Origin of the sequence: Bacteroides cellulosilyticus (assembly GCF_020091405.1) — a bacterium.
In the GTDB taxonomy this organism is placed as follows: Bacteria; Bacteroidota; Bacteroidia; order Bacteroidales; family Bacteroidaceae; genus Bacteroides.
This window is the reverse complement of sequence record NZ_CP081903.1, coordinates 6,120,560-6,134,547: the sequence shown is the minus strand read 5'-3', so window position 1 is coordinate 6,134,547 and position 13,988 is coordinate 6,120,560. Positions and strand designations below refer to the sequence as shown.

The following is a 13,988-nucleotide window of genomic DNA, read 5'->3' as shown; positions in this document are numbered from 1 at the left end:
TGTTATCTGTTTATACAATTTATTGTTTCATGAAATTCATTACATTGGCAGGCGGACGTTGGTTCATCAGTTCATTCTTCATGAAGTCCATGTATGGCGCTACATGACTGAAAAAGCGATGATATCCCTTACACAGATAATTCAGTCCCGGTTCGCCACTTGCCGTTCGTGCGAAGCGGTTTTTAGGACATTCGCCATTGCAGGCAAACAGCCATTCACACTCCCGGCATTGGGTGGGCAATGATTGCTGCTTCATTTGTCCGAAAGCCTGCTGCTTATCACTGTACATCATCTCCACCAGCGTCTTCTGGTAAATGTTGCCTAACTTATATTCGGGGAATACAAAATGGTCGCAGGAGTATACGTCTCCGTTGAACTCCATCACTCCCGCATGTCCGCAGGTCTTTGCCATGGAGCAAACGCCCGGTTGTTCGCCTATCCAGTTGGCCAGGGTAGAGTCGAACAATTGAATGTAATAGGTGCCTACATCCTTTTTCACCCATTCGTCAAAGAGGGTGCAGAGGAAATTGCCCCATTGTTCAGGGCTGATGGAGAAATCCGCCAGTTCGGCCACCTCTTCACGATCGGCCAGTGAGGCCAGATGACGTCCGTCCTGATGCCCGAATACGCGCTCTACGATGGGGGCGAACTGTATGTAGTGGCAGCCTATCTCTTTGAAGAAGTTGTAGAATTCCAGTGGATAATCAGCATTGTAGTCATTCACTACCGCCATACCGTTCCATTCCACACCATGCTTTTTCAGCAGATTGATGCCTTGCATTACTTTTACGAAAGAAGGCTTACCCTGCTTATTCTTGCGATATTCGTCGTGAAATTCTTGTGGGCCGTCGATAGAGACACCTACCAGCCAGTTGTTTTCACGGAAGAATTCGCACCATTCATCCGTCAGCATGGTTCCGTTGGTCTGTATGCTATTGTCTATTGTGCGTCCGCGGGCATATTTTTTTTGCAGTTCCATGGCCTTTTTATAGAAGGATAACGGGCGCATCAAAGTTTCCCCACCGTGCCAGGTGAACATTACCTGCGGCATGGTTTGCGAATTTATGTATTCTTCAATAAACTTTTCCAGTAACTCCTCACTCATTACGTGTTTAGGGTTGTTTTGGTATAGCTTGCTCTTTTCCAGGTAGTAACAGTAATCGCATGCAAGGTTGCATACGGCGCCTACCGGTTTCAGCATGACATAAAGAGGCTTGGCAAAAGGAGCATAAGTTGACATAGGAGATTATCTTGTTTCAGTTACAGGGTTTACATTTTGTTAGTTATCACTGCAAAAATAAGTAAACTAAATGAAATATCCTTTCTTTTCTCCCTCCTTATAAGGATTATTAATGGAAAAAAGAGAGCAAAAATTAAATATTGATAAAAAGTTTCTTTACAGCCCGAATAGGTTGTACCTTTGTATCGTGTTTCATAAAAATCGTTTCCTGCATGATTAGAATGAATGTGAACCGTATTTTGCCCTTAATGCTTTTGCTCGTGCTTTTTGCTTCGTGCAGTCGCAAGTATAAAGTGGAGGGTGTGTCATCGGTGACCAGCCTCGATGGTAAGATGTTATACCTGAAAACGCTCCGCGACGGGCAGTGGATAGCAATTGACTCCGCCGAAGTGGTACACGGTTTGTTCTCTACGAGTGGTCCGTCGGACTCTGTAATGATGGTGACGCTCTACATGAATGATGAGGCTATCATGCCTCTTGTACTTGAGAACGGTAAGATTGAAGTCTCCATATCCAACTCTCAACTCACCGCTAAAGGTACACCGCTAAACAATGCTTTGTATGAATTCATCGAAAAGCGTAATTCGCTTGAGTTGAAGATTGAAGAACTGGAAAAGAAAGAGGCACGTATGGTACTGGATGGCGCTGCATTGGATGACATCCACGAACAACTGACTCAGGAAGGAGAAGCTCTGGTAAAAGAGATGAATGACTATATCAAGGAGTTCATTTCCACCAATTATGAGAATGTCCTTGGTCCCAGCGTATTCATGATGATGTGCAGTACACTGCCTTATCCCATCATGACACCGCAAATAGAGGATATCATCCGTACAGCCCCTCAAACCTTCAAGAGTAGTCCTTTGGTGAGGGAATTCCTCGATAAAGCTAAAGAGAATATGAAATTGATAGAGGAACATCGGCGTATGGAGGAGAGCGCCGCTACGCAGAACTAACTACTTGCAGCTATCGGTCCTGATCCTCGTTTTTCACCATTCCCTTGTATTCTTCCGGTAAAGCACTTTCTACGGCGGCGTAGGCTTCGGCCATCGTCGCCTTGATGTTTTTTATGCCTTGTCCTTTAGGCGGAATCGGATCGTGAATAGTGAGTATCATGCGGTATGGATGTATCCATTTGCCCGTGCGGGGCAGAATTTTGAATGATCCGTCGATAGTGACCGGCACCACTTCCAACTGCAATTCATCTGCTAACTGGAATGCACCTTTCTTAAAATATCCCATGTGGCCGGTAAAAGTACGGGCACCTTCCGGAAATACCACCAATGATACGCCGTCTTTTAGCGAAGCCTTTGCCTGGCGAATGGTTTCCAATACTTTCTTGGGACCTGAACGATCCACAAATATGTGTCCTGCACTTTCGCAGGCTTTCCCTACGAAAGGTAACTTCCGCAGGCTCTTCTTCATCATCCACTTGAAGTTACGTCCCAGAAATCCGTAAATGAGGAAGATATCGAATGCTCCCTGGTGGTTGGGTACGAATACGTACGATGTATGTTTATGTATTTTCTCCCGGCCGCGCACCTTTACTGGAATCAGCAGGAAAACACAAATCAATTGTGACCATATTTTTCCGGGATAATAGCCCCAGATATGTGCACCGCCTATTAGAGAGCCGACGATAGTCACCAAAGCCGTGAGAATAGTCAATACCAACAGAATTGGTAAAGCAAAACATATTTGGTAAATATAATAAAGTATCTTCATAGGTGTTGGATTTTTGTTTCCGCAAAGATATATAATTTGATTTAGATATGCTACCCGGTTATCGTACTTTTAGATTATTCGGTAATTCGGCTTTTGCCAGGGCTACACCCTTTGTTCCGGATGGTGTAGCCATTTGCTCTAAAGGGTGTAGCCATCCGAGGCAAAGGGTGTAGCCATTTTTAATATGCCTCACAAGAGGTTCCTGGAGGGGTCATAGGGAGATGTCGGTGAAATATTCTTCGTTTTTTAAGAATAGTGAAAAACGAAAAAAAGAACAATAATTCTTCCTTTGTACCTTCCTTGTATCTTCTTCGTACCAAGTTCGCTATTTTGTTCTTTCTATTGGAGCGAAGGGGATGCAAATAGGGTGGATGGGAGAAGAAAAATGGAACAAAGCGATGTTTTATAAAAAATGCTGAGTGATTGACGTGTTTTGTGCTTTTCTGTATTTTGTTTTTGTTATATTTGTAGGATAAAACGTTTGACAGGCAATAATATGTAGATGGTATGAAACTTAGTAGGTTAAATTTATTTTGGGGAGGGATTGTTTTTTGTACTGTGGTTACAAGCATATACGTATATACGCTTTACTGTAACTATTCGGAGCTGGTGGCTGAGTGGAATGTGCAGGCAGAGGAAACATTTGTAAAGGCGTTGCAACAGGAAGTGCAGAAACGGGGGAATATTGTTGTGCCATTTGTAGCAGGTGTTAATTCTCCTGAAATGAAAACATTGGAAAGTCCATTCCAGAGTCCTGTAACTTTGACGAGTAAGTATGGAACGCACGACTATGAGATACCACGTGTGAAATTTGACAATAGTCTTATCAAAGATACCGAAAAAAGAATGTTACTCAGTTATGTGCTTGAAGAGCATCCTCTGAATGCTGATACGCTGAATACATCTTGGAATAGTCTATTGATAAGGAAATCAATTAAAGCTAATATAGGTATTCGTCTTTCAACAATTGATTTGTTGAAACAAACTTCTGTCGTCTGTTCCCCCGATAGTATAAAAATATTGGAGGGAGATAGTTTGCTATCCCGTTATTTAGGCTTTCGTTGTGAAGTGGAAGCAACAGGTTTTGTGTCTTATAGTTGGTGGCAGGCATTAGAGGTATGGCCGCCCATCATTATATTACTTCTGCTTTGGCTTTGTTTCTTCCTTCTTTTCTCATATTATAAACAGATTACTTTGTTTTTGCGACGTAAGCTTGTGAAGAAAGAAACTGTTGTCCATATTCAAGAGAAAACGATAGTTGTTGAAAGAAAAATGCATTTGGAAGAAGTAGTAGAGCAAACCGGATTATATGAATTGGCCGATGGGACTATTTTGGATTCGATAAAAGGTGTTTTGGTGAATGGAGAAAAGACGCGGCAAGTGCAACCGCAAACAATAATCTTGTTGAAGCTTTTTTTATGTGCCAAAGATTATCGACTGACTGCGGAGGAAATGAATAAGAAATTATGGGAAGGGAAAGGAACTTCCAGTCAAATTCATGCTGCCATTCATCGTTTACGCGAAGCATTGAAAAATGTCTCTTCTCTTATAGTAGAAAAAGAAGATAAGTACTATTGTTTGAAAATGCCCCATTTCATCGAGAAAAATTCCACTGAAGCATAAGATAGAAGAACTTACCAACGCTTACCAAAAGGTGTATAATTAAACTTGGTAAGTCTTGGTAAGTCTTGGTAAGTCGAAAAAGTTGGTTTGATATAGAAACTCATTTACCTTTGGGGCAGAAAATGAGACAATGCTGTTTTGTATGTCTCATAACAGATATCTAATATAAAAATAAGTGAAACATGAAAAACAAGATTGAAATTGCTGTAATCAGTTTGTGTGCAGTTGGTGCAATAACTGCTTTTTGTAGTCAGAAATCGGGTAAGAAAATGGATGATTTGCTACTGGAAAACGTAGAAGCCTTAGCTTGGGGTGAAGGAGGAGTACCCTCAAACTGTTTAGGTCTGGGGGATGTCGACTGTCCTTTTTCGAAAACTAAAGTGAAATATGTAATGACTGGTTACAGCCTTGAAGACCTCTATTAGCATATTATTAGTCTTTCTCTTCACTGCATGCACTTCTGTGCCCGATGAGAGAATGATGTCATATTCTGACTTTCCCGAAGCGAGAGAATTGACAGCTTGGACTTTGCCATTGGATACAGCTTTGTTTCGCTATCCTTATAGGGTACGTGTACAAGACGACAAGGCCGTAGTGCTTGATTTGCATGGAACGGAACATTTCTTTCATGTTTTCCACTATCCAGACTTCCATTACTTGTCATCTTTCGGCAAGCGAGGCGATGCTCCTGAGGAGATGCTTTCAGCTGAAAATCTTCGATGGGATGGAGGTTCTATGTGGATACTTGATTCTAATAAATCAGAATTAACTCGGTTAGGTTTTGCTTCATCTGGAAACTCATTGCTTCGTCAGGAGGCGGTGAGCCTGGATGAAGAATTACTTCGGGCACTGGATTTTGTGCAATATAATGATTCTACTTTTATCATTCCCGATTATTCCGGTGACAGTCGTTTCTGTTTGGTTAATCGGCAGGGTAAGTTACTTCGTAAAATAGGTACTATTCCCACAGCCAACGAGGATGCTTTGAAGAATGCCCGTCCTGCTTTGGCGCAGGCATGGCGCAGTTTTATCGATTACAATCCTCGTAATGGCGTACTTGTGGCAGCTACCCAACTGGGAGAAGTTCTTGAAATTTATAATTTGAAAGATAGTACGTACATAGCTTGTGTTGGTCCTAATGGTGAACCGGAGTTTCAGATCGCTCAGGGGTATGGTATACCGACCGGTATTATGGGATTTAGTGATATACAAGTGACGGATAGTGCTATTTATGTTGTTTTTCAGGGTCGTAAATTCAAGGATATCCAACAGAAAGCACAGCAGGGCATTAATTTACCGGATGGTGGACAATACATCTATGTATTTGGTCTGAAAGGTGAACCGCTTCGGAAATATGTCTTAGATCACTATATCCATGGAATTTCGGTAAATGAGCAGAAAGGCATTATCATAGCTACGGATGTGAATAAGGATGAACCGATAATAGAATACTATATGAATGGTATGTAGAGTGATTATTAAATTATTAAAAGGAGCAGACGGTAAACAACTTGTTGGTGCAATAGAATACCGAATGCTCCGTAACCCCTAAAAATTAGAAGCCTGGCAAAGATATGAATTTTTAAATGAAAACGGAAATTGGGTTCATCTGTGACGGTAGTGCAGTATGGACGATGGGCTTAGTAAGATATGTTGTGTCTTAATTTGGGGCTGCATGATATATGTGCTTGATATTGAAGATTGAATGAGATTTTATTTAAAGTAATATTTGAAAATGAGAATGATTGTTAAAATAGTCTTTGCTGCCGCATTTGCAACAGTTGCAGGATATGGTATTTATGCCAATCAGAAATCAAATGCAATGTCTGATTTTACATTGGCCAATGTGGAAGCGTTAGCAAGGGGGGAAGGAGATGATAAGAGCCAATCTGAATCTATTACGATAACTGATTTGGGAACTTATAAGGCGTGTAAGGGAAATTATATGAATGATTGTCATAAGTACCATCAGGATTGTTATGGAGACGGGTCTTTATACTGTGTGAATGGTACTTATTCCGAATGTACGCCGACATCTTTGCATTGCGTTTAATTATTTGTTTAATTGGGGGTGCTTATTCTAATGCACCCTCATTATATCTATATTATCATGTGGAAATATATAGTATTGTTTTTTATATTATTTTTTTCTTCTTGTTCTAAGAATAAAACTGCATCAAATGATGGATCTATAATGTTACATGTTCCAACAGAGACAAATGAAAACTATTTTAGAGACCATTTTGAGTTGGAAAGTATCGTACCGATTGAAACAGCTAATTCGTTTCTTATTTCATCTATTGATAAAGTTATAAAGATAAAAGATGATGTTCTTTTGTTGTCTAAAGACGATAAGACAGTATCTTTAATAAATGCTCGTTCTGGGCAGTTGAAAACCTATATCCATAGAGTTGGAAATGGACCCGGAGAATCAAATCGTATAATAGATGTTGCATTTGATGAGGTATTAGACCACATATTGATATATAATGATTATAAAAAATTGCTCACTTTTGATTTACAAGGTAATTTCCTGTCGGATGATGTGCAGGCGGATGCTATATATGAAAATATGATTTACAATAACGGAGAAGTTATTTTCTACAATAAATTGAAAGGGTATACTTGTTATCCGTACGCATTCAAAATCTATAATTTGAAAGATAAAGAATGGAAAATTTCAGGTTCTGATAAGAAGATAGATTTCCCGATTAGAAGTTTAGGAAAGCAGATAGTGAAAAGCAAGCGTGTGTGGGTTAATGCTCCTCTTGATTGTAAATTGTATTGCCTGGAAAGAAATGAGTTAGTACCATATTATCACTTGGATATTCCTATATTTGAGTTGAGTGATGATTTAATAGAGAGAGCAAAGTCAAATCCAATGGAATTAATGACAAGGATATCAAAAGATAATATTGTTTATAGTGTGAATTCTGTAAGAGAAACAGATAACCATTTAATTTTTCATACTAATCAGAACGATTTTTTATTGCTTGATAAGAATAAGAATGAACTTCATATAGATAATTTTATGTTTCAGGATATTTTTTATTTAACGCCTAACGACTATTTTCCACATGATGGAGATGATAATAGTATTTTGTTTATTATTCCAGCTGAAAGGTGGATAAAAGAGCCGGAACTAATGTCTGGCATACCTACCGAATGGAGAAAAAAAGTAGAGACATTTAATATTAGTGAAGATGATAATTCTATTTTATTATTTTTCAAAGAGAAATAAATGAAGTGTATTGGAGGTCTTTTTTTTGTGTAAGTTCTAAATAAGGTATGTAATGAAAAAACTGTTTTATATATTGTTGTTTTTCTTTTGTTTGTTTTCATGTGAAAACTCAAATCAAAAAAATATTTCGCATTTGTTGCAAAAATGGAAGGGTAAAGAGTTGTTGTTTCCTAATGATTCAATGATTATATTGTCAGGAACTGATACAATCCCATTTTTGAAAACAAAAGCTCAATATACTATTGTTAGTTATATTGATTCTATGGGATGTATCAGTTGTAAATTACGTCTCCCTATGTGGAAATCTTTTATAGAACAATTAAATTCAGCTTTTCCTAACCAAGTTTCAGTCTTATTATTTTTATGTGTCAAAAACAATAAAGAACTGTTGCATATATTGAAACGTGACCAATATAACTATCCTGTCTGTATAGATAAAAATGATAATTTTAATAAATTAAATCATTTTCCTGTAGAAATACCTTTTCAGACTTTTTTGTTGGATCGGGATAATAAGGTGATTGCTATGGGTAATCCGATAATTAATGAAAATGTGAGAGAACTTTATATGAATATAATTAGTGGAGAGGAATTTGACAAGACTTCAAAATATAAATTAAAAAAAACAGCAATAGCTCTCAATAAATCTTCTATTGTATTGGGGCATTTTAATTGGAATGAAGAACAAAAAGATACATTTATTTTGAAAAATGTGGGGAATGAACTTTTAATAATAGAAGAAGTGAATAGTTCTTGTGGCTGTACCACTGTATTTTATTCAAAAGAACCTGTACAACCGGGGAAAGAACTAGTGTTGGAGGTGGTTTATAAGGCAGAACGCCCTGAATATTTTAGTAAGACAATAGCATTGTCCTGTAATGTAGAAGGCTCTCCAATTGTTCTCAAAATTAGAGGATATGCAAAATAAAATTAGTAACGATTTATTTTAGGTAGTTTTAGCAATATTTCCTTTTGTTTTTTGTAACGAAGGGATTTTCGAGATATAGGATGTTTAGGGATAGGCTGAAGCAAAGGATAGGATTGGAGATTTTGTTATTATCGGAAATTATTAGGAGTTGGAGGATGGTATATTCTTAATCGAGAATATATAACTGATAGTCATTATGATGCAATGGTTTCCGTTATAAAATTCGATGTTTTTGTTCGTAAGTGATGAATCTTCTAGAGGTTATCTTTGGAATTTTTTCGGTAGTCCTTGACGTTGTTATTTTGCTATTGAGAATACTGAGTTTTAGAATAGTTCTAAAAAAATAAGAATTAGTAAGTAGATTGAAATGGAATGGCAAAGAATGAAGTCTGTACGAAAGGAAGTTTAGATTAGTATTTTGATAAGATTCTTAATCTATGCTTGACGGTTTGCGGAACGGCACTACTTTGGATGCTACTTTTGGTGACTAGTATTGCCTCATTCAAGATCCCTTCAGACTCTATGGAGCCTGCCTTACTTGCAGGCGATAATATTTTGGTGAATAAATGCGTGATGGGAGGTCGTCTGTTCAATATTGGGGATGCCTTGGAAGATGAGGAAGTAAATATATCCCGTTTACCCGGTTGGGGCAAGGTAAAAAGAAATGATGTAGTGGTTTTTAATTTTCCCTATTTGGAACAGCGTTGGGATAGCATTGCTTTTAGAGTAATGAAATATTATGTGAAACGTTGTGTTGCTTTGCCTGGTGATACATTTGAAATAGAGAAAGGGCATTATAAAGTACGTGGTTGCACCTCGGCATTGGGAAATGTGGAAGCACAAGACCGGCTAATGCAGATTATTGAACGAGGTAGGGAAGGAGATTACGGAATTGTGATGAACGGTTATCCCTATAATGATATTGTGAACTGGAATATAGTAAGTTTTGGTCCTTTATATCTTCCTGCAAAAGGCGATGTTATAGAGATGTCTTCTAAACATGTCGCCCTGTACCGGAATGCGATAGAATGGGAGCAGAAAAAGAAACTTTTTCTACGTGGAGATACGATTTTACTGAATGATAGCGTGATACGTACTTATCGTTTTAAGGAGAATTATTATTTCGTGGCGGGTGATAAGGTGATGAACTCACAGGATTCCCGTTATTGGGGTTTGCTGCCCGAACCTTTTATTGTAGGTAAAGCAGTCAGGATATGGAAGTCGGTAGATAGAGAGACGGATAAAATAAGGTGGAATCGGATATTTAAAAAGATTGAGTGATAAGTTTACAGATACATAAAGTAAAAGACATTGCAGTAACTTGTCTGCTTTTTGTGGCAATCTGTGCTCCATTAGGTGTAGTGTGGATTACCACGCCCGAGCTTCCGGTAGAGGAGAATGTGGGACAGTGGATATGGCTCGGAAAAATTCTATTGCTTTCGAGCATCTGCATAATTATTGCAGCTTTGTTGCAGCTGGCGGGAAAAGAAAGCCGGAAGTATGTATTACTGTTTCCTTGTATTTCTGTTTGTGTCTCATGGGGATTAATTCTGTGTGGCATTGTTGAGGCTGTTGAGGGATTGCGTCAATTGTACGGATTTTCCGCTTCCGGCCATTACCGTTATGCACTTACAGGTTCTTTCTTCAATCCGGGACCGTATGCGGGATATCTGGCAATGGTGCTTCCGCTCTGCTTACATCTGTATTTATGTATTTATAAGGAAAAAACGGTTATTCGTAAGTTGGCAAGGGGTGTTGTTATCATAACCGGTATTCTTATACTTTGCGTATTGCCTGCCACAATGAGTCGTTCTGCCTGGATTGCTGCGGTTATAAGTTGTGGCTGGATGATATATATGCATCGCGATAAAAATAAGTGGCGCATATTATGGCAAAAGTATAAGCGACGCTATATTTTGTGTGGAACAGGAGTGCTTCTTATGGTGATCTTAGGAGGTGCCGGAGCTCTTATTCTGAAACCGGATTCTGCATTGGGGCGTTTGTTTATGTGGAAAATAACCTGTAAGGCGATAACCAATTATCCGTGGGGCTGTGACAAAGGTTTTGCATTTGCTTATGGTGAAGCACAAGAAAATTATTTTACACAAGGAAATTATGCCGAATGGGAAGAACGTGTTGCGGGTAGTCCGGAGTATGTGTTTAATGAATATTTGTCACTGACTCTGACGGAAGGTGTTGTGGTTTGTGTAATAGTTTTGGTGGCTATTGGAATCTGCTTACGGATGGGAGTGAAGCGTGGTCGCTATGGTATCTGCGGTGCAATTTTGTCTTTGCTCGTTTTCTCTTTTTCTTCCTATCCTATGCATTTTCCGGCTTTTGTGGTGGCGGGTATATGTTTGTTTCTTGCCTGCGGAATCGGGGATTTTGTTGGTAAGTCTTTCGTGTTGTGTATGTGTCTCATTTTGTGGGCGGGTGGTTATATGGGGAAATGGCGGCAGGAAGAGGAGATCTGCCGGAAATGGGTATCTGCAAGGCTGCTTTACAATACAGGTGCATATAAAGCGGCTAATGAGGCTTATGGAGAACTTTACCCGATATTAAGAGAGAGAGGGAGATTTCTCTTTGAGTATGGGCACAGCCTGCATAAGTCGCTATTTTACAATGAATCCAACAAATATCTGGAAGAAGCTTGCTGGCACAGTACAGATCCGATGGTATTGAATATCATGGGTAAAAATTATCAGGAACTACATAATTATGAACAAGCCGAGAATCTTTTTAAGAGGGCTATTCATCGCTTGCCGGGTAGAATTTATCCCTATTATCTACTAACCAACCTTTATGCAGAGCCGGATTTTTATAACCCTGGCAAGTTGAAGGAGGTTGCAGACATCGTGCTGACTAAAGAACCTAAAGTGCATTCTACTGCTATAAAAGAAATGCGCAGTAAGGTCAAGGAGATATTAGAGAAAATAAATATGAAATAACAAAAATGAGATAAACTATGGATACATACAATGAAAATTTATTCTCCTGTCTGTTATTCAGGAATAAGCAACTGACTAAGGAATTGAACAGATTTGAGGATATTTCTGCTTTATCTGTTTCTTCTTCGCAAATGCTGGCTTTAAGCCAATTACTCAAATTGCACTTGGCTCCCACTTATGGAACTATCAGGGATGAATATGAGTGGCAGAATCTCTTTGCAGTGATTGATTTACTTTATGGCGCTGATTGGCTTCCGGAGGATTTGAAAACCAGTCGCTTAAGTATGCAGGAATTGAAATTATGTTATTTGGTACGCGCTCAACTAACTAACAAGGCTATTGCTCTAATTTTTAATATTACTTCCTGCTCTGTACTGAAAGCCAAACAACGCATAAAGGCTAAATTATCTTTATCAAGCGAGGATAGTTTTGATAGGTATATACAGAAGAGTAAATATTAACTTTATTTCCGATAATAATTAGCTTTGAGTGATAACGTTGCACCTAATCACGCAACGTTATCACTGTGATTTCCGGCCATGCCCCGAAACGGAACGGTAGTCCTACATAGCCGATTCCTATATTGACATATAATCCCCGATCTCCTTCAGTGTACATCCCTCCCCATTCGGGATAAATCAGCGAAGCAAGTGAATGACCGAACATGATAGCCTGCATCGCATGAGTATGTCCGGCAAGCATCAGCTCGATGTCTGTATCCGGCAGTACTTCCCGGCGCCAGTGCGTAGGATTATGGCTTAACAGAATGCGGAACATTCCATCTGTACCTTTAGTCGCTTTTTTCAGGTCGGCAAATTGTGAGAAAGGAGGTTCACCATCATTCTCTACACCGATAAGTGCGATGCTGTCCCCCTCATGATGTAATATATCATACTCATTGTTCAGTAGTTTCCATCCCATTGTCTTTTGCATCCGAACCAGATTGTCAATGTTATTAACCTGTTCTTTCAGGTTTTTCCAATGATAGTAACTTCCGTAGTCATGGTTACCCAGAATGGAATATACTCCATCTTTGGCATGCAATTGCGCCAGAATGTCCTGAAATCCTTCCAGTTCGCAACTTCTTTGGTTTACCAGGTCACCGGTAAATACTATCAGATCGGGTTTCTGGGCGTTTACGAGTTCTACCAGTTCATTGATGGGTTTCTCATTGTCTATCCAGCTGCCGATATGTATATCCGATAGTTGCACGATACGGTAACCGTCAAATGCTTTCGGAAGATTGGGGTGGTGAAATTCGATATCCTTCACTTCAAATTTGCTGATACCCACCAGGGTGCCATAAAGTATATTAAAGAAACTGACTACACCCAATACTAACCCTACAGCCGTAAACGGTGAACGGGGCCAGCGCAGCAAATAGTGAAAAGGTAGCCCCACCAACGAGCATATCATAAAGATAGTCTTGGGAATGGCAAACAGGAAAATGCAGATAGCCAGTCTTCCGATGGCTTGTGCATGGTGTGCCATCGCATTTTCGCCTATGCCCTGCATCAACAGAAAGTAGCCTGCTATCAATAAAAGAGTGGGGATCCAGTGCGCAATGCGCAGCCAGATGTTTTTAGTTTTCCGAACAATGTACATAAAGTAGATGTACAAATCGGGGATCAATAAAAAAAGGATAAGGAGTAGGGTTATTCTGTGCATATATCTTCTAATTCTTCTATATTCTTCTTGATGTCGTTAAGGAATTTGTAAGCTACTTTTTTGTATAGCAGATAGATGATGGCAATATCACACAACACAAAGAATGCAATCAAAGTGGCCTGAACGCCGAAAGAAGCTTTGTAATAGCCCATCACCCAATAATTGAGTACATTGAAAACAATCACCCATACGGAAATAGCGATAATTTCATATCTCGTCCATCGGCGGAAACTTGCCATACGTTTGCTTACTATGGCTACAGGCATTTCATCTATTTTCGTGTTTCTTATCCAGCGATAGTTTTTGTGATCCCACCAGATTCCCAGCAGAATACTGATGCCGACAAATATTACGAGTGTATTAATCTTGGGTTGCCATTCTTCGTTGATCTGAAAGATGGACGGCAGTAACCAAATAACCAGAAGGAGAGCCAGTCCCACGACTCCAATACCTATGGAGAAGCGTTGCCAACCCGTAAGGCGCCCTATGCTTTTGCGTGCGTTTGCCTTGTATTCGGCAATCATGCCCGCAATCTGCTTTTCGTCGGCAATCGGTTCTTTCTTCAATTGCTCGTCCAGCGCATTCCAAGATTTCTTTAGTTCATCCAATTCCATA

14 protein-coding genes are annotated in these 13,988 nt (G+C 39.4%); 10 read left to right on the top strand and 4 right to left on the bottom strand.

Annotation, left to right across the window (positions count from 1 at the left end):
* Positions 1–19: 19 nt before the first annotated feature.
* Positions 20–1,240: an anaerobic sulfatase-maturation protein gene (locus K6V21_RS23650; RefSeq protein ID WP_224320077.1), complete on the bottom strand. Its 1,221-nt coding sequence runs from the start codon at positions 1,238–1,240 to the stop codon at positions 20–22.
* Positions 1,241–1,452: 212 nt separating this feature from the next.
* Between K6V21_RS23650 and K6V21_RS23645 the strand changes: the two genes are divergently transcribed.
* On the top strand, positions 1,453–2,196 hold the full coding sequence (locus tag K6V21_RS23645) for a DUF4369 domain-containing protein (protein ID WP_044264325.1): 744 nt from the start codon (positions 1,453–1,455) through the stop codon (positions 2,194–2,196).
* 10 nt (positions 2,197–2,206) lie between these two features.
* Here the strand turns inward: K6V21_RS23645 and K6V21_RS23640 are convergent, their stop codons facing one another.
* Complete coding sequence (locus K6V21_RS23640; RefSeq protein ID WP_224320076.1) at positions 2,207–2,965, bottom strand: lysophospholipid acyltransferase family protein; 759 nt, start codon at positions 2,963–2,965, stop codon at positions 2,207–2,209.
* 507 nt (positions 2,966–3,472) lie between these two features.
* Between K6V21_RS23640 and K6V21_RS23635 the strand changes: the two genes are divergently transcribed.
* The 9 genes from K6V21_RS23635 to K6V21_RS23595 all read left to right on the top strand — a co-directional run bounded on the left by K6V21_RS23635 (position 3,473) and on the right by K6V21_RS23595 (position 12,166).
* Positions 3,473–4,588 carry a hypothetical protein gene (locus K6V21_RS23635; protein WP_224320075.1) on the top strand — a complete coding sequence of 372 codons (1,116 nt, stop codon included), beginning with the start codon at positions 3,473–3,475 and terminating at the stop codon, positions 4,586–4,588.
* Positions 4,589–4,770: 182 nt separating this feature from the next.
* Entirely contained in the window at positions 4,771–5,013 is a 243-nt protein-coding gene (locus K6V21_RS23630) for an NVEALA domain-containing protein (protein WP_224320074.1), read from the top strand.
* 52 nt (positions 5,014–5,065) lie between these two features.
* On the top strand, positions 5,066–6,058 hold the full coding sequence (locus K6V21_RS23625) for a BF3164 family lipoprotein (protein WP_224320073.1): 993 nt from the start codon (positions 5,066–5,068) through the stop codon (positions 6,056–6,058).
* A 265-nt stretch (positions 6,059–6,323) separates the two neighbouring features.
* The gene (locus K6V21_RS23620; protein ID WP_217714368.1) at positions 6,324–6,641 is read left to right on the top strand and encodes an NVEALA domain-containing protein; all 318 of its coding nucleotides are present in this window, start codon (positions 6,324–6,326) and stop codon (positions 6,639–6,641) included.
* 57 nt (positions 6,642–6,698) lie between these two features.
* A complete protein-coding gene (locus K6V21_RS23615; protein ID WP_217714367.1) occupies positions 6,699–7,829 on the top strand; it encodes a 6-bladed beta-propeller in 1,131 nt (376 codons plus the stop codon).
* A 52-nt stretch (positions 7,830–7,881) separates the two neighbouring features.
* Positions 7,882–8,757 carry a DUF1573 domain-containing protein gene (locus K6V21_RS23610; RefSeq protein ID WP_217714366.1) on the top strand — a complete coding sequence of 292 codons (876 nt, stop codon included), beginning with the start codon at positions 7,882–7,884 and terminating at the stop codon, positions 8,755–8,757.
* 426 nt (positions 8,758–9,183) lie between these two features.
* Positions 9,184–10,038 (top strand): signal peptidase I, encoded by an 855-nt coding sequence (lepB, locus tag K6V21_RS23605; RefSeq protein ID WP_224322089.1) that lies wholly within the window; start codon positions 9,184–9,186, stop codon positions 10,036–10,038.
* Positions 10,035–11,705 (top strand): O-antigen ligase family protein, encoded by a 1,671-nt coding sequence (locus K6V21_RS23600; RefSeq protein WP_224320072.1) that lies wholly within the window; start codon positions 10,035–10,037, stop codon positions 11,703–11,705. The genes lepB and K6V21_RS23600 overlap by 4 nt, the downstream gene beginning before the upstream one ends.
* A 17-nt stretch (positions 11,706–11,722) precedes the next feature.
* Positions 11,723–12,166, top strand: coding sequence for a helix-turn-helix transcriptional regulator (locus tag K6V21_RS23595; RefSeq protein WP_217714364.1), 444 nt, complete (start codon positions 11,723–11,725; stop codon positions 12,164–12,166).
* Between the two features lie 43 nt (positions 12,167–12,209).
* Here the strand turns inward: K6V21_RS23595 and K6V21_RS23590 are convergent, their stop codons facing one another.
* The gene (locus K6V21_RS23590) at positions 12,210–13,373 is read right to left on the bottom strand and encodes a metallophosphoesterase (protein ID WP_025726426.1); all 1,164 of its coding nucleotides are present in this window, start codon (positions 13,371–13,373) and stop codon (positions 12,210–12,212) included.
* A complete protein-coding gene (locus K6V21_RS23585) occupies positions 13,361–13,987 on the bottom strand; it encodes a hypothetical protein (RefSeq protein ID WP_007214468.1) in 627 nt (208 codons plus the stop codon). Before K6V21_RS23585 ends, K6V21_RS23590 begins: the two co-directional genes overlap by 13 nt.
* Between the last annotated feature and the right edge of the window lies 1 nt (position 13,988).

Coding starts and splice junctions, on each gene's coding strand:
- K6V21_RS23595 (WP_217714364.1), top strand. CDS start 11,723: ATGGATACATACAATGAAAATTTATTCTCCTGTCTGTTATTCAGGAAT.
- K6V21_RS23645 (WP_044264325.1), top strand. CDS start 1,453: ATGATTAGAATGAATGTGAACCGTATTTTGCCCTTAATGCTTTTGCTC.
- K6V21_RS23640 (WP_224320076.1), bottom strand. CDS start 2,965: ATGAAGATACTTTATTATATTTACCAAATATGTTTTGCTTTACCAATT.
- K6V21_RS23585 (WP_007214468.1), bottom strand. CDS start 13,987: ATGGAATTGGATGAACTAAAGAAATCTTGGAATGCGCTGGACGAGCAA.
- K6V21_RS23590 (WP_025726426.1), bottom strand. CDS start 13,373: ATGCACAGAATAACCCTACTCCTTATCCTTTTTTTATTGATCCCCGAT.
- K6V21_RS23615 (WP_217714367.1), top strand. CDS start 6,699: ATGTGGAAATATATAGTATTGTTTTTTATATTATTTTTTTCTTCTTGT.
- K6V21_RS23625 (WP_224320073.1), top strand. CDS start 5,066: ATGATGTCATATTCTGACTTTCCCGAAGCGAGAGAATTGACAGCTTGG.
- K6V21_RS23620 (WP_217714368.1), top strand. CDS start 6,324: ATGAGAATGATTGTTAAAATAGTCTTTGCTGCCGCATTTGCAACAGTT.
- K6V21_RS23635 (WP_224320075.1), top strand. CDS start 3,473: ATGAAACTTAGTAGGTTAAATTTATTTTGGGGAGGGATTGTTTTTTGT.
- K6V21_RS23650 (WP_224320077.1), bottom strand. CDS start 1,240: ATGTCAACTTATGCTCCTTTTGCCAAGCCTCTTTATGTCATGCTGAAA.
- K6V21_RS23610 (WP_217714366.1), top strand. CDS start 7,882: ATGAAAAAACTGTTTTATATATTGTTGTTTTTCTTTTGTTTGTTTTCA.
- K6V21_RS23630 (WP_224320074.1), top strand. CDS start 4,771: ATGAAAAACAAGATTGAAATTGCTGTAATCAGTTTGTGTGCAGTTGGT.